A 15938-nucleotide genomic window follows, 5' to 3' on the forward strand; every position below is an offset into this window, starting at 1 on the left:
TTCCTCCCGGCCGATATGCTCGACCGAGACATAGCTCAGCGTGTTAATGCGGGTGACGGAGAATTGACGGCACTCTCGCGTCCCGGCGTCTTGACCGGGGTCGGTGCAGTTTGTGTGCCAGCCCGCTTCAACGCAGCGTCCGGTTGCGCATTGGCGGTTCCGGTGCCCGTGAGACTGCGACGTACATCGAGATTGCGCGAGACCACCAGAACCACCCGACGGTTTTTCCCCCGGCCTTCAGCGGTAGCGTTGTTGGCCACCGGTTGAAACTCGCCGTAACCCACCGATGCCAATCGGCCAGGGTTCACGCCCTGCATGGCCAGCATGCGCACGATGCTCGCCGAACGCGCCGAAGACAGCTCCCAGTTGGTCGGGTACTGCGCGGTGCGAATCGGTTGATCGTCGGTGAAGCCTTCGACGTGAATCGGGTTGTCGAACGGTTTGAGGATTGCCGCCACCTTGTCGATGATGTTGAAGGCGATGTCGCTCGGCATCGCATCGCCGCTGCCGAACAACAGGCTGGAGTTGAGTTCGATCTCGACCCACAGCTCGTTGCCGCGCACGGTCATCTGGTTGGAGCTGATCAAGTCGCCGAACGCGGCGCTGATGTCATCGGCGATGCTTTTCAGCGGATCGCTGGCGCCGGCGATACCGGCGTCGATCTGCTCGGCGTCCTTGACCAGCGGCTTGGCCGGGGTCACGGTTTTCGGCCGCTCGTCGCCGATCTGGATCGGTTTGAGCGCGCGGTCGGAGTCTTTGAAGACGCCGACCAGCGCTTCGGAAATTTCCTTGTACTTGCCTTCGTTGATCGACGAAATCGAGTACATCACCACGAAGAACGCGAACAGCAACGTGATGAAGTCCGCGTAGGAGACGAGCCAGCGCTCGTGATTGACGTGTTCTTCCTGATGCCTGCGACGAGCCATGAGGTTATTCCCTTAATCCATGAAGCCTTGCAGCTTCAACTCAATGGAGCGAGGGTTTTCACCTTCGGCGATCGACAGGATCCCTTCCAACAACATTTCGCGATAACGCGACTGCCGCAACGCGATTGACTTCAGCTTGGCGGCGATTGGCAGCAACACCAGGTTGGCACTGGCCACGCCGTAAATGGTCGCGACAAACGCCACGGCAATGCCGCTGCCCAGTTGCGTCGGATCCGCGAGGTTACCCATCACATGGATCAGGCCCATCACCGCACCGATGATGCCGATGGTTGGCGCGTAGCCGCCCATGCTTTCAAAGACTTTTGCCGCTTCGATGTCGCGGGCTTCCTGAGTGTAAAAGTCCACTTCAAGGATGCTGCGAATCGCTTCCGGCTCGGCACCGTCGACCAACAGTTGCAGGCCCTTGCGCGAGTAGTTGTCAGGTTCGGCATCGGCCACGCCTTCCAGGCCCAGCAGGCCTTCCTTGCGCGCGGTGAGGCTCCAATTGACGACGCGATCGATGCCACCGGCCAGATCGACCCGTGGCGGAAACAGAATCCAGGCAAGGATCTGCATGGCGCGTTTGAACGCGCTCATCGGCGATTGCAGCAGTGCGGCACCGATGGTGCCGCCCAGTACGATCAATGCCGCCGGGCCGTTGGCCAGCGCACCGAGGTGACCACCCTCAAGGTAGTTACCACCGATGATGGCGACGAACGCCATGATGATCCCGATAAGGCTTAAAACATCCATCAGAGACACGCCTCGACAATGTGTTTGCCGATGACGTCGAGGCTGTACACCGCGTCGGCGAGGTCGGCTTTGACGATGGCCATCGGCATGCCGTAGATCACGCAGCTTGCCTCATCTTGTGCCCACACCGCGCTGCCGCCCTGCTTGAGCAGACGTGCGCCTTCACGGCCATCGGCGCCCATGCCGGTCAACACCACCGCCAGAACTTTGTCGCCGTAGGATTTCGCCGCCGAACCGAAGGTGATGTCCACGCACGGCTTGTAGTTCAGACGCTCGTCGCCCGGGAGGATTTTCACCGCGCCACGGCCATCGATCATCATTTGCTTGCCACCCGGCGCGAGCAACGCCAGGCCCGGACGCAGGATGTCGCCATCCTCGGCTTCCTTGACGCTGATGCGGCAGAGCTTGTCGAGGCGTTCGGCGAAGGCCTTGGTGAACGCTGCCGGCATGTGCTGGATCAGTACGATCGGCGCCGGGAAATTCGCCGGCAACTGCGTCAACACACGTTGCAGCGCAACCGGGCCGCCCGTCGACGTACCAATGGCAACCAGTTTGTAGGCTTTGCGTTTCGGCGCGGGCGACGAAGCGCTGGCGGCCGGAGTACGGCTTGGAGCAGGTGCATGCACAGGCGCGGGTGCCGGACGTGCCGGTGCACTGGTGCTGTGGCTGCTGAAGCTGGATGGCACCGGAGCCGGTGCAGGCGTTGGTGCTGCGGCTGGAGCCGGCGCACTGTAGGCACTGAAACGACGGTTACTGCGCGAGATGCTATGGACCTTCTCGCACAGCAGTTGCTTGACCTTCTCGGGATTGCGCGAGATGTCTTCGAAATTCTTCGGCAGGAAATCCACCGCACCAGCGTCCAGCGCGTCCAGAGTGACCCGGGCGCCTTCGTGGGTCAACGAGGAGAACATCAACACCGGGGTCGGGCAGCGCTGCATGATGTGCCGCACTGCCGTGATGCCGTCCATCATCGGCATCTCGTAGTCCATGGTGATCACGTCCGGCTTGAGCGCCAGCGCCTGATCAATCGCCTCTTTACCATTGGTTGCAGTGCCGACCACTTGAATGCTCGGATCCGCTGAAAGAATTTCCGAGACGCGGCGGCGGAAAAAACCCGAATCGTCCACCACCAGGACTTTGACTGCCATAAACACTCCATTAGGTGCAGCGGGACGTTGTCGCCCCGCCGCCCCGGATTCAAATACGCCGTGCGGCGTAACGCTTGAGCATGCTTGGAACATCGAGAATCAGCGCGATGCGGCCGTCACCGGTAATGGTGGCGCCGGACATGCCCGGAGTGCCCTGCAGCATTTTGCCCAATGGCTTGATGACCACTTCTTCCTGGCCGACCAGTTGATCGACGACGAAGCCGATCCGCTGAGTGCCCACCGAAAGGATCACCACGTGGCCTTCACGCTGCTCTTCGTGAGCGGCGGAGCTGACCAGCCAGCGCTTGAGGTAGAACAATGGCAGCGCCTTGTCCCGCACGATCACCACTTCCTGACCGTCGACGACGTTGGTGGTCGACAGGTCGAGGTGAAAGATTTCGTTGACGTTGACCAACGGGAACGCAAACGCCTGATTGCCGAGCATGACCATCAGGGTTGGCATGATCGCGAGGGTCAGCGGCACCTTGATGACGATTTTCGAGCCCTGGCCCTTGGTCGAGTAGATGTTGATCGAACCGTTGAGCTGGGAAATCTTGGTCTTCACCACGTCCATGCCGACACCACGGCCGGACACGTCGGAGATCTCGGTCTTGGTCGAGAAACCCGGGGCGAAAATCAGGTTGTAGCACTCGGTATCGCTGAGGCGATCGGCCGCGTCCTTGTCCATCACCCCGCGTTTTACCGCGATGGCACGCAGGACGTTCGGGTCCATGCCTTTACCGTCATCGGAAATCGACAGCAGGATATGGTCACCCTCTTGCTCGGCAGCCAAAACAACACGGCCGCCACGGGCCTTGCCCGACGCTTCGCGTTCTTCCGGCGACTCGATGCCGTGGTCGACAGCGTTGCGCACCAAGTGGACCAGCGGGTCGGCCAAGGCCTCGACAAGGTTTTTGTCGAGGTCGGTTTCTTCACCCACCAGTTCCAGATTGATCTCTTTCTTCAACTGACGCGCCAGATCTCGAACCAGACGCGGGAAGCGCCCGAAGACCTTCTTGATCGGCTGCATCCGCGTCTTCATCACGGCGGTCTGCAAGTCAGCGGTGACCACGTCGAGGTTCGACACGGCCTTTTGCATGGCTTCATCGCCGCTGTTCAGACCCAGGCGCACCAGACGGTTACGCACCAGCACCAACTCGCCGACCATGTTCATGATTTCGTCGAGACGTGCCGTGTCGACGCGCACGGTGGTTTCGGCTTCGCTCGCCGGTTTTTCCGGTGGCGGTGTCGCCGGCGCACGGGTCGGAGCCGGAGCCGGAGCCGGAGCAGCAGCGGCCGGTTTCGGCGCTTCGGCTTTCGGCTCAGGCTTGGCGGCAGGCTTGGGCGCTGCAGCAGCGGCCGGTGCCTTGGCAGCAGGCGTGGCGACAGTCGAAGCACTGCCAGCAGCAGCGGTGCCGACTTCGGAGAACTTGCCTTTGCCGTGCAGTTCGTCGAGCAGCGATTCGAACTCGTGATCGCTGATCAGATCGCTGCCGGCCGCCGCCGCAACCGGTGCGGCTGGCGCAGGTGCCGAGGCAATCGCCGATTCCAGCGCATCCACGGCAAAGTTGCCCTTGCCATGCAACTGATCGAGCAAGGCTTCGAATTCGTCGTCGGTGATGTCAGAGCTGTCGCCCTTGGCCGGAGCCGCAGGGGCTGCCGCCGCTGGCGCAACCGCGTCCACCGCAAACTGGCCCTTGCCGTGCAGTTGATCGAGCAACGACTCGAACTCGGCATCGGTGATTTCATCGCTCGCGGCTTCAGCGGCCGTTTGCGCAGGTGCGGCAGCGGCCGGGGCTTCAGCTTCAGCCTTGACGGCGTTCAGCGAGTCCAGCAGTTGTTCAAATTCGTTATCGGTGATGTCGCCCGACGCGTCGCCTTCGACGACCAGTTCTTCGATCATCTCGGCCACCGGCGAAGCCGGGGCTGCGTCCGCCGATTGCGGTTCGGCCAGGCGCGCCAGGGCAGCCAGCAGTTCCGGGGTGGCGGCGGTGATCGGAGCACGCTCACGAACCTCAGTGAACATGCTGTTCACCGCGTCCAGTGCTTCGAGGACAACGTCCATCAGTTCTGCATCAACGCGACGCTCACCCTTACGCAGGATGTCGAACACGTTTTCGGCGATGTGACAGCACTCCACCAGCTCATTGAGCTGAAGGAAGCCGGCGCCCCCTTTTACAGTGTGGAAACCGCGAAAAATTGCGTTGAGCAGATCTGCGTCATCCGGGCGGCTTTCCAGCTCGACCAGTTGTTCGGACAGTTGCTCAAGAATCTCGCCGGCCTCAACCAGGAAATCCTGAAGGATCTCTTCATCGGCGCCGAAGCTCATTAATGGGGTGCTCCTACAGGTCTAAAAACCCAAAAAACCTAAAATTCCAAAACTCTAGAACCCGAGGCTGGATAACAAATCGTCCACATCGTCCTGACCGGACACAACGTCTTCTCGTTTATCGGCATGAATCTGCGGACCTTCACCCTGCGAGAGATGTTTTTGTGGATCTTTTTCTGCAAGCATCGCGGCGCGGTCATGTTCGATGCCCGCAAAGCGGTCCACCTGACTGGCCATGAGCACGAGCTTGAGCAAATTGCTTTCGACTTCGGTGACCAGTTGGGTCACACGCTTGATCACCTGACCGGTCAGGTCCTGGTAATCCTGGGCCAGCAGGATGTCGTTGAGATTGCTCGACACCGCACGGTTGTCCGTGCTGCTGCGTGACAGAAAACCGTCAACCCGGCGCGCCAGTTCACGGAACTCTTCAGCCCCGACCTCGCGACGCATGAAGCGACCCCAATCGGCGCTCAACGTCTGGGCTTCGTCAGCCAGACTGTTGACCACCGGCGTGGCGCTTTCCACCAGATCCATGGTGCGGTTGGCCGCGGCTTCTGTCAGCTTGACCACATAGCCCAGGCGTTCGGTGGCGTCGGTGATTTGCGACACTTCCTCGGCCTGCGGCATGTTCGGGTCGATCTGGAAGTTGACGATCGCACTGTGCAATTCACGTGTGAGCTTGCCCACTTCCTGGTACAGGCCACGGTCACGGGTCTGATTGAGCTCATGGATCAGTTGCACAGCGTCGCCGAACCTGCCTTTTTCAAGGCTTTCGACCAGTTCGACCGCGTGTTTTTTCAGGGTCGACTCGAAATCGCCCTGTGAAGATTCGTTATGCTCCATAGCTCCCCCGCGCGTTCATCAGCCGATGCGTTCGAAAATCTTCTCGATTTTGTCTTTCAACGCCTGAGCCGTGAAAGGTTTGACTACGTAGCCGTTTACACCGGCCTGAGCGGCTTCAATGATCTGCTCGCGCTTGGCTTCTGCAGTCACCATCAGCACGGGCAGGTGCTTGAGTTTTTCATCGGCACGCACGTGGCGCAGCAGGTCGATACCGGTCATGCCCGGCATGTTCCAGTCCGTTACCAGAAAGTCGATGCTTCCGCTGTTGAGCACTGGAATGGCAGTCACGCCATCGTCAGCCTCGACGGTGTTGGTGAACCCAAGATCACGCAGCAGGTTCTTGATGATCCGCCGCATCGTTGAGAAGTCATCAACGATGAGGATTTTCATGTCTTTGTTCAATTCGACCTCCAAGCAGTCTTAAACGCGCCCAGCACCTGGACGCGCCACTTCAATCAATCGGCGCAGCACTCGAAGACTGTCTGGAGCACAACAGAGCAAGACCGGTGCCGTTCATCACCGCACCAGCCTCGTTCGCAGTGTCCCCACACTGCCTTCAGCGCGCTCGCCACTCCCCCAAACGCCCCCGCAAACGGGCCGCGCACTGGCTGTGTAACTGGCTGACCCGCGATTCACTGACGCCAAGGACTTCACCGATCTCCTTGAGGTTCAGCTCTTCGTCGTAGTACAGCGCCAACACCAGTCGCTCACGCTCCGGCAAATTGGCAATCGCGTCCGCCAACGCGGCCTGGAAACGTTCATCTTCCAGATCGCGTGACGGCTCAAGATGAGCACTCGCGCCATCCTCGTGCAGCCCTTCGTGTTCGCCGTCCTGCAACAGGTCGTCGAAACTGAACAGGCGGCTGCCCAAGGTGTCATTCAAAATCCCGTAGTAATCGTCGAGACTCAATTGGAGTTCGGCTGCAACCTCGTGATCTTTAGCGTCACGGCCGGTTTTAGCTTCAATTGAGCGAATTGCGTCGCTGACCATACGGGTATTGCGGTGAACCGAGCGTGGCGCCCAGTCCCCTTTGCGCACTTCGTCGAGCATCGCGCCGCGGATTCGTATGCCCGCGTATGTTTCGAAACTGGCGCCTTTGCTGGCGTCATATTTGGTCGAGACTTCGAGCAGGCCGATCATCCCGGCCTGGATCAGGTCTTCGACCTGCACACTGGCCGGCAAGCGCGCCAGCAAGTGATAGGCAATGCGTTTGACCAGCGGCGCGTAACGCTCGATCAGCTCGTACTGAGCGTCGCGTGCCGACTTCTTGTAGTAGTTCATACCGCTAGCGGTCATAGCACGGGCCCTGCCGTTTGCTGCACGAGGCGCTCGACGAAAAACTCAAGGTGGCCACGCGGGTTGGCGGGCAGCGGCCAGGTGTCGACCTTCTGCGCGATCGCCTTGAACGCCAGTGCGCACTTGGAACGCGGAAAGGCTTCGTACACCGCGCGCTGCTTCTGCACCGCTTTACGCACGCTTTCGTCGTAAGGCACGGCGCCGACGTATTGTAGAGCGACGTCAAGGAAGCGATCCGTGACCTTGGTCAACTTGGCGAACAGGTTGCGCCCTTCTTGCGGGCTCTGCGCCATGTTGGCCAGAACGCGGAAACGGTTCATGCCGTAATCGCGGTTGAGCAGTTTGATCAGCGCGTAGGCGTCAGTGATCGAGGTTGGCTCGTCGCAGACCACCAGCAACACTTCCTGGGCTGCACGTACAAAACTGACTACCGAGTCACCAATACCCGCAGCGGTGTCGATCACCAACACGTCGAGATTGTCGCCGATGTCGCTGAACGCCTGAATCAGGCCGGCATGTTGCGCCGGGCTCAGGTGAACCATGCTCTGTGTGCCGGACGCGGCCGGGACGATACGAATGCCGCCGGGGCCTTGCAACAGCACGTCGCGCAATTCGCAACGGCCTTCGATCACGTCGGCCAGTGTGCGTTTAGGGGTCAGACCCAACAAAACGTCGACGTTCGCCAGTCCCAGATCGGCGTCCAGCAGCATGACCCGACGGCCAAGCTCTGCCAGCGCCAGAGACAAGTTCACTGACACGTTAGTCTTGCCGACGCCACCTTTGCCGCCGGTCACCGCGATCACCTGTACGGGATGCATGCTGCCCATGTTATTTCTTTACCTTGTCTTGCATAGACGGAGGCCACATTACTGGCTGCGCGTTCACAACCGGAACAATGCATGGCAGACCATCGATGTAGGTACAAAAACTGTTCATGAATACCTCAGCCTACCTGCTTGGTCGGGCTGTGATAGATATCAGCGAACATGTCAGCCATGGCTTCTTCGCTGGGTTCTTCCTGCATTTGCACGCTGACGGCGCGGCTGACCAGTTGATGACGGCGCGGCAGATGCAGATCATCCGGAATCCGTGGGCCATCGGTCAGGTACGCGACCGGCAATTCATGACTGATCGCCAGGCTCAACACTTCGCCAAGGCTGGCCGTTTCATCCAGTTTAGTCAGGATGCAGCCGGCAAGCCCGCAACGCTTGTAACTGTGATAAGCGGCGGTTAGAACCTGTTTCTGGCTGGTGGTTGCCAAGACCAGATAATTTTTTGAACGAATGCCACGTCCGGCCAGACTTTCCAGCTGCATGCGCAGGGCTGGATCGCTGGCTTGCAGGCCGGCAGTATCGATCAATACCACGCGTTTGCGCAGCAGTGGATCCAGCGCCTGCACCAGCGATTGGCCCGGATCGACGTGGGTCACCGGCACATTGAGAATGCGGCCCAGCGTCTTCAGTTGTTCCTGCGCACCGATGCGGAAACTGTCCATGCTCACCAGCGCAACATTCTGCGCGCCGTATTTCAGCACATAACGCGCGGCAAGCTTGGCGAGTGTAGTGGTCTTGCCCATGCCGGCCGGGCCGACCATGGCAATGATACCGCCCTCTTCCAGTGGCTCGACTTCCGGTACGGCAATCATCCGTGCCAGATGCGCGAGGAGCATGCGCCAGGCCTGACGCGGTTCTTCGATATCAGTGATCATCGCCAGCAGATCACGCGACAACGGACCGGACAGGCCGATACGTTGCAGACGGCGATACAGGTTGGCTTGCGCCGGACGGCTGCCTTGCAGCTGATTCCAGGCCAGGGTGCCGAGCTGAACTTCCATCAGCTCGCGCAGGCTGTTCAATTCGAAACGCATCGAATCCAGTGCGCGCGGATCAACACCGCCGGAGGACTGCGCAGGCGCCGGGGCTGGACGCGCCGGGGCGGCGTAAGTCGGCTCGCTCAGCGGTTCAGCGGCAGTCAGCGGCAGGCCAGCCGTCAACGGCAGCCCGGCGAAGATCTGGCGATTGCTATTGCCGTCGGCTTCGCCACGCAGGCTCAGTTCGGCCTGGGCGGTGACAATGCGCGATTGGGTCTTGCGCAGTTCGTCTTCGAGCTCCATGTTCGGAACCCGTGGCGCCAGCGCCGACAGTTTGTAATCCAGTGCCGCCGTCAGCTCGACACCGCCGGCAATGCGGCGGTTGCCAATGATGGCGGCATCAGCGCCCAGCTCATCACGAACCAGCTTCATGGCCTGACGCATATCGGCGGCAAAGAAACGCTTAACTTGCATAAACCACTACCTCAGCCGTTGGGCCCTACTGTCGCAACGATGGTCACTTGCTTGTTGTCCGGTATTTCCTGGTAGGCCAGCACATGCAATCCAGGGACTGCGAGGCGGCCAAAGCGCGAGAGCATCGCGCGGATCGGGCCAGCGACCAAAAGGATCACCGGCTGACCTTGCATTTCCTGACGCTGCGCCGCTTCGATGAGCGAACGTTGCAGCTTCTCGGCCATGCTTGGCTCCAGCAGAACGCCCTCTTCTGAGCCTTGTCCTGCCTTCTGCAGACTATTGAGCAATATTTGTTCCAACCTTGGTTCCAAGGTGATCACAGGCAGCTCCGACTCAGTACCTACAATGCTTTGGACGATGGCGCGGGATACGCCGACCCGCACAGCAGCCACCAACGCGGCGGTATCTTGACTCTTCGCCGCGTTGTTGGCGATGGCTTCGGCAATGCTGCGGATATCGCGCACCGGCACGTGTTCGGCCAGCAGCGCCTGTAGCACTTTGAGCAGTTGCGACAGCGACACCACGCCCGGCACCAGTTCTTCAGCCAGTTTCGGCGAGCTTTTGGCCAGCAATTGCATGAGTTGCTGCACTTCTTCGTGGCCGATCAGCTCACTGGAGTGCTTGTACAGAATCTGGTTCAAGTGCGTCGCGACCACGGTGCTGGCGTCGACCACGGTGTAACCGAGCGATTGTGCCTGCGCACGTTGGCTAATTTCGATCCACACCGCCTCCAGGCCGAAAGCCGGATCTTTGGCGTTGATACCGTTGAGCGTGCCGTACACCTGGCCCGGGTTGATCGCCAGTTCGCGATCCGGATAGATCTCGGCTTCGGCGAGGATCACCCCCATCAGGGTCAGGCGATAGGCGCTTGGCGCCAGGTCGAGGTTGTCGCGAATGTGCACGGTCGGCATCAGGAAGCCCAGATCCTGCGAGAGCTTCTTGCGCACGCCCTTGATCCGCGCCAGCAATTGCCCGCCCTGATTGCGATCCACCAGTGGGATCAGGCGATAACCGACTTCCAGACCGATCATGTCGATTGGCGTCACGTCGTCCCAGCCCAGCTCTTTGGTTTCCATGGCACGGGCCGGCGACGGCAGCAGCTCCTGCTGACGCTTGACCTCTTCCAGCGCCACAACTTTGGCAACGTTCTGCTTTTTCCAGAACAGGTAGGCACCGCCAGCGGCCAGCGCGGCCATGGTCAGGAACGAGAAGTGCGGCATACCCGGCACCAGGCCCATGACCGCCATCATCCCTGCCGCCACCGCCAGCGCTTTCGGCGAGGCGAACATCTGGCGATTGATCTGCTTGCCCATGTCTTCCGAACCGGAAGCACGGGTCACCATGATCGCCGCGGCTGTAGATAACAACAGTGATGGCAATTGCGCCACTAAACCGTCACCGATGGTCAGCAACGCGTAAACCTTGCCGGCGTCGGCGAAGCTCATGTTGTGCTGGAAGATACCGACGGCCATCCCGCCGATAAGGTTGATGAACAGAATCAGCAGGCCGGCAATGGCGTCACCACGGACGAACTTGCTGGCACCGTCCATCGAACCGTAGAACTCGGCCTCTTGGGCGACTTCCTGACGGCGCGCCTTGGCCTGGTTCTGGTCGATCAGACCGGCGTTGAGGTCGGCGTCGATCGCCATTTGTTTGCCGGGCATCGCATCGAGGGTGAAGCGCGCGCTCACCTCGGAAATCCGCCCGGCACCCTTGGTCACCACGACGAAGTTGATGATCATCAGAATCGCGAAGACCACGATACCGACCACGTAGTTACCGCCGATCACCACTTCACCGAAGGCCTGAATCACCTTACCGGCAGCGGCGTGGCCGTCCTGACCGTGGAGCATCACCACCCGCGTCGAAGCCACGTTCAGCGCCAGCCGCAGCAGCGTCGCGACCAGCAGAATCGTCGGGAACACGGCGAAATCCAGCGGTCGCAGCGCGTAAACGCAGACCAGCAGAACGACGATCGACAGGGCGATGTTGAAGGTGAAGAATACGTCGAGCAGGAACGGCGGCACCGGCAACATCATCATCGCCAGCATCACCAGCAACAGCAACGGCACGCCCAGATTGCCTCGACTGAGGTCGGCAACGTTTGTGCGAGCAGTGTTGAATAACTGAGAGCGATCCACCGGTTTTCCCCGTTCCTTTAAAGCAAACTTTTGACGCCCAGAGCGGGCTCACGGCGGGTACTGCAAGAAGCTTTCCAACTTTTGCCAAGGATTGAAACAGGAAGGGATAAACACGCTCCCTGTAGGAGTGAGCCTGCTCGCGATAGCGGTGTGTCATCCAACAAATTCGCCTACTGACACTCCGCTATCGCGAGCAGGCGAAGGCCTACATTTGGTGTGCATTTCACTCTCACATTTGGAATGCAGTCTCTTGTGGGAGCGAGCCGGCTCGCGAAGAGGCCCTTATATCCGGCACAAATTTTTCGATTTAAACGAAGCTGTTTAAAAGACACCTTCAGACACGCCTTCAAGGCTACAAATCCTTGCGCCTTTGCCTACAGCCAAGCCAGAATCCGCCGGTTTGTGCGCCTTGGGGGGCGGGTTCTATTGTGGATCGGTCGCTGACGAATCAGCGATCGGGTCTCGCAGCCCGTCGATCTCTGGACGCACAACACCCGCTTTTTTAAGGCGGCTGTACGTGGGAGACCTTCGGGTCTGCCGGTTCTAGAGTCCCGGTCTGCGACCCGCGTATAGCTGCCCCCCTCATTCGTCTCGCAGCGAACGCTGGCAACTCCAATGACTCCAGGAGCTTCACCATGATCAAACCAACACCCAACCCACCCGAAACCGACCCCACCTCCCCCTACGAATCCCTCGATTCAAAAAAACTCCACGAAGCCGCCGACCGCGCCCTCGATCACTACCTCTGCCCACCCGGCTCCACCCCACCGCCACGTAAAACACGCCGGATGTACGCCGTGACCGCCGACTTCAAAAACGAAGAACTGCTGGCCGATGCCAGCGAAACACTCGCTTCTGCAAGAACCATCGCCCATGACTTCGCCCACCTCATACCCGCGTCGCAGCGCAGGACGCTGCTGGGCATCGCGCAGCTGATCATGCTCGGGGAACTGGCGGTGAATCGGGCGCTGGATAACTTGGAATTGCCGAATTAACGCGTCGCCACTGATGCCCTCCTGTGGGAGTGAGCTTGCTCACGAAGACTGACTTACAGGCAACACAGCTTTTCATACAGCAAACGACCACTCGTCGCAAAACCGCCGTCACCTGTCAGATCTGACAGGTGTGCAATCTGCGATTAAGCGCTTTGATGACACCTGACCCTTTCACCGCTCAGGAGCGTCAGTCATGACCACAACCCGAACGCCCGACAACGCCGCATTGGCGCTTTACCCTCCCCGCGCTCCCGAAGCGACTACGCCGGTAGATGGCGCCCATTATGGCGTACCCAAACACGTATACGACCTCAAGCCCATGGGCCTGACCATCGCCGTCGATCCTCCGCAGGTCGGTACGGTCGATGCCGGCGATGTGATTCGCCTGGTGCTGAACAAAGCCAGTACCGAAGCCACCAAAACCATCCAGCCCGGCGAGGAAAATGCCGTTCATACCCTCTACCTGCCCAAAGGCCTTCTGCTGACCACTGGCGTCAACACTCTCGTTTACACCATCACCCGTGGCAGCCAGAACATTGGCACCTCAACGCCGGATCTGACCTTGCTGTACAACGACATCCGCCCCGGTAAAGAAGATCTCACGCCCGGTGACGGCGCTCATTCCAGACTGCAACTGATCCTGCCGCAGGACGTGATCGACGACGGCATCGATGCCGAGCGCGCCAAACAAGGCGTGCAGGTGTGCTTTGCCTACCCCTACTGCCGGGCTTACGACGTAATCCGTTTGAACTGCAACGGCAAGGATGTTGTGCGAACCGTCACTGCCGCTGAAGCCCCGACCAGCCCTTCAGCCGAGCCGACGAAAATTTGCGTGATGGTTGGGGAAGATGTATTCCAGCAGGCCGGGGACAATTCGAAGTTTGTCTTTTCCTACACCGTCACCGATCAGCTTGGCAACGGGCCAGACACCGACTCGCCTTACTCGGGCACGGTGGAGGTCGATGTGCACCTGAAGGAAACCCGACTGGTCGCCCCCGATCTGGCCGAAGACCCGGACGATCCGAGCGATGACCCGAGCACCATCGATCTGACGAAGCTGGGCAGCAAGGATCTCACCGTACTGGTGCATACGTTCGCCCCACTATGGCAGGCCAACGACAAAATCCGTGTGACCTACACCGCCACCCAACCCGGCGCCCCGATCGTGTCGCACACGGTTGAGGCCGATGTCGGGCGCATTCCGTTCACCTACAAACTGATGGTGCCCAATGCCAAAGTGATTGCTGGCAGCACGGTGCGTGGAAAATATGAGCTGATACGCGGCGGCGAGATCTTTGCGACATCCAACCCCGCCAAAGCCGATGTCATCGGCAATCCGATCATCGGGTTGCTGCCGCCGTTTCTAGTGGGCGCCGTTGATCCAATCGATGTGCTGGCCCATCCGAACGGGGTGACCGTTCGCGTCGAGTACCTTGAAGCACGGACAACAGACCGCGCCCGACTGGTGGAAGTTAATCCGCCGGCGGGCTCGCCGCAGTTTCCTTTGGTGGAGTTCAACAGCGACAAACAGGTGGATACGGTGTTGAGCGCGGCGTTTCTGGCGGCTCGACATGGAAAGGTGATCGAGCTGCGCTGGAACTTGAATCGCAATGGTGGGCAGGCTGGGAAATCAGACTCGGTCACGGTTACCGTGCTGAAGATTGTCGATGAAGACCTTCGGCTACCAACTCCTGAAGTCCCACAGGCAACAGATGAAGGAGATTTAAACCTTGCTCACTTCGAAGGTGATGCCCAAGTTAAAGTCGCACCGTGGATAGGCATGATGGCAGGCCAAAAAGTCGAGTTGACGGCACACGGTTTTAAGGACGACGACTCCCCCCATATCATTTATCTGCTGCCTAGCCACACCGTCATCGATGATGATCTAACTAATGGAGTGAAGTCCGATTTACTAAGGAGCGAACTCCTTAAATTAAAAAATGAGAGCAAAATAACAGCGACACTTACTATAGACTTCACCCCTGACAATAATCTGGCAGAGAGAGTAGCGTGCCCAAAACGCTCGCTCACTCTTCGAAAGCTGAAAAAAACTTCTGGACTTGAAACATGGGAAGGCAGATCACAGCAAACATTTATACAAAACGCTCCTGTAAAACTTGACAACAGCTTTACAGTGCACGTCATTAGAGACAGCTCTGGGTCATTATATCAAATACGTATAATTCATCTTCAAAGTTTTCATATGAAGTTCGGCTTCGCGACACTACTTGCAGACCGTTCCTCACTATTCAGACTTGATCTCGATGGACTTGCACAAAAGATGAGCGTCGAGTTCAGTAGTGTATATAGAGACGGCACACTCATAAAGTTCTGCGACTCAAAAGGGGAAACCTTACATGCGGCGCAAATCCCGGTGACTCATGAGAGTGTTCATACATCCTCATATACAGCGCTGACTGGAACGTCCATCGCTTACGTAGAAATATTGGTAGGTCCAGAAATCTATGGTGGAATTTGGATTGACAACATTTTGTGGGAGTAACCACTTTAACCAGACAATAATTTTTTATTTAGCGCAAATTTTATGCGGAATATTTAACTAGTTTTGAAGCGCAAAGAGATCGCAGCTTTCAGCAATTCCCACATGGAAATACGTAACTTTGTAAACCTGAAGACTGCGATCTTTGGACTTTAAGCACCAACGTTTGAATGACACGCTCAGACACGTAATAAGGCTACAAAACCTTGCAGCATTGCCTACAGCCAGGAGCAAAGAGGACCGAACAACGGCGAACAAAGGGGACGGATTTATTTAACCAGTGATTTAAACAGCGGAGCTTGATCGAGATTTTTCTGCTGACCCGGATGGCCCTTTCGCGAGCAAGCTCGCTCCCACAGGGGAACGCGTTCCAAATGTGGGAGCGAGCTTGCTCGCGAAGGGGCCAGTGAGTCAGTGCAAATCGCCTTTTAAACTCCGGCGTTTAAAAGACACCTTCAGACACGCCTTTCAGGCTACAAATCCTTGCGCCATTGCCTACAGCCAAGCCAGAATCCGCCGGCTTGTGCACCTTGGGGTCGGGTTCTATTGTGGGTCGGTCGCTGACGAATCAGCGATCGGGTTTAGCAGCTCGGCAATTTTCAAGGCACGCGAGTATCGCCATTCCGTTATGGCGGCTTTGCGTGGGGCACTTCGGTGCGCCGGGATCCTTGAGCCTGGTCTGCTAACCCGCGCACAAGCCGCCACCTCCTCGTTTAGCAGCG

The 15938-nt window shown here is 58.7% G+C and carries 12 protein-coding genes; 2 read left to right on the forward strand and 10 right to left on the reverse strand.

What is annotated here, in order from left to right; genetic code table 11:
• Nucleotides 1-35 precede the first annotated feature (35 nt).
• The 10 genes from motD to flhA form a co-directional block, all read right to left on the reverse strand.
• Nucleotides 36-926 carry a flagellar motor protein MotD gene (motD, locus tag HUW52_RS23080; protein WP_064390875.1) on the reverse strand — a complete coding sequence of 297 codons (891 nt, stop codon included), beginning with the start codon at nucleotides 924-926 and terminating at the stop codon, nucleotides 36-38.
• Between the two features lie 12 nt (nucleotides 927-938).
• Entirely contained in the window at nucleotides 939-1679 is a 741-nt protein-coding gene (locus tag HUW52_RS23085; protein ID WP_016987476.1) for a flagellar motor protein, read from the reverse strand.
• Nucleotides 1679-2827 (reverse strand): chemotaxis response regulator protein-glutamate methylesterase, encoded by a 1149-nt coding sequence (locus HUW52_RS23090; protein WP_175554990.1) that lies wholly within the window; start codon nucleotides 2825-2827, stop codon nucleotides 1679-1681. The genes HUW52_RS23085 and HUW52_RS23090 overlap by 1 nt, the downstream gene beginning before the upstream one ends.
• Nucleotides 2828-2876: 49 nt before the next feature.
• Nucleotides 2877-5156, reverse strand: coding sequence for a chemotaxis protein CheA (locus HUW52_RS23095; RefSeq protein ID WP_175554991.1), 2280 nt, complete (start codon nucleotides 5154-5156; stop codon nucleotides 2877-2879).
• 54 nt (nucleotides 5157-5210) lie between these two features.
• The gene (locus tag HUW52_RS23100) at nucleotides 5211-5999 is read right to left on the reverse strand and encodes a protein phosphatase CheZ (protein ID WP_007920000.1); all 789 of its coding nucleotides are present in this window, start codon (nucleotides 5997-5999) and stop codon (nucleotides 5211-5213) included.
• A gap of 18 nt (nucleotides 6000-6017) precedes the next feature.
• Complete coding sequence (locus tag HUW52_RS23105; RefSeq protein WP_161986607.1) at nucleotides 6018-6389, reverse strand: chemotaxis response regulator CheY; 372 nt, start codon at nucleotides 6387-6389, stop codon at nucleotides 6018-6020.
• A gap of 166 nt (nucleotides 6390-6555) precedes the next feature.
• Complete coding sequence (gene fliA, locus HUW52_RS23110) at nucleotides 6556-7296, reverse strand: RNA polymerase sigma factor FliA (RefSeq protein ID WP_007920004.1); 741 nt, start codon at nucleotides 7294-7296, stop codon at nucleotides 6556-6558.
• A complete protein-coding gene (fleN, locus tag HUW52_RS23115) occupies nucleotides 7293-8123 on the reverse strand; it encodes a flagellar synthesis regulator FleN (RefSeq protein WP_003222917.1) in 831 nt (276 codons plus the stop codon). The genes fliA and fleN overlap by 4 nt, the downstream gene beginning before the upstream one ends.
• A gap of 116 nt (nucleotides 8124-8239) precedes the next feature.
• The gene (flhF, locus tag HUW52_RS23120) at nucleotides 8240-9580 is read right to left on the reverse strand and encodes a flagellar biosynthesis protein FlhF (RefSeq protein ID WP_016987473.1); all 1341 of its coding nucleotides are present in this window, start codon (nucleotides 9578-9580) and stop codon (nucleotides 8240-8242) included.
• Between the two features lie 11 nt (nucleotides 9581-9591).
• Nucleotides 9592-11721 (reverse strand): flagellar biosynthesis protein FlhA, encoded by a 2130-nt coding sequence (flhA, locus tag HUW52_RS23125; RefSeq protein WP_016987472.1) that lies wholly within the window; start codon nucleotides 11719-11721, stop codon nucleotides 9592-9594.
• 635 nt (nucleotides 11722-12356) lie between these two features.
• Between flhA and HUW52_RS23130 the strand changes: the two genes are divergently transcribed.
• Both HUW52_RS23130 and HUW52_RS23135 read left to right on the forward strand, forming a co-directional pair.
• The gene (locus HUW52_RS23130; RefSeq protein ID WP_175554992.1) at nucleotides 12357-12716 is read left to right on the forward strand and encodes a DUF6124 family protein; all 360 of its coding nucleotides are present in this window, start codon (nucleotides 12357-12359) and stop codon (nucleotides 12714-12716) included.
• Between the two features lie 193 nt (nucleotides 12717-12909).
• Complete coding sequence (locus tag HUW52_RS23135; RefSeq protein WP_175554993.1) at nucleotides 12910-15219, forward strand: hypothetical protein; 2310 nt, start codon at nucleotides 12910-12912, stop codon at nucleotides 15217-15219.
• Nucleotides 15220-15938 lie beyond the last annotated feature (719 nt).

The organism is Pseudomonas sp. 43A, assembly GCF_013363935.1.
Classification (GTDB): Bacteria; Pseudomonadota; Gammaproteobacteria; order Pseudomonadales; family Pseudomonadaceae; genus Aquipseudomonas; species Aquipseudomonas crudilactis.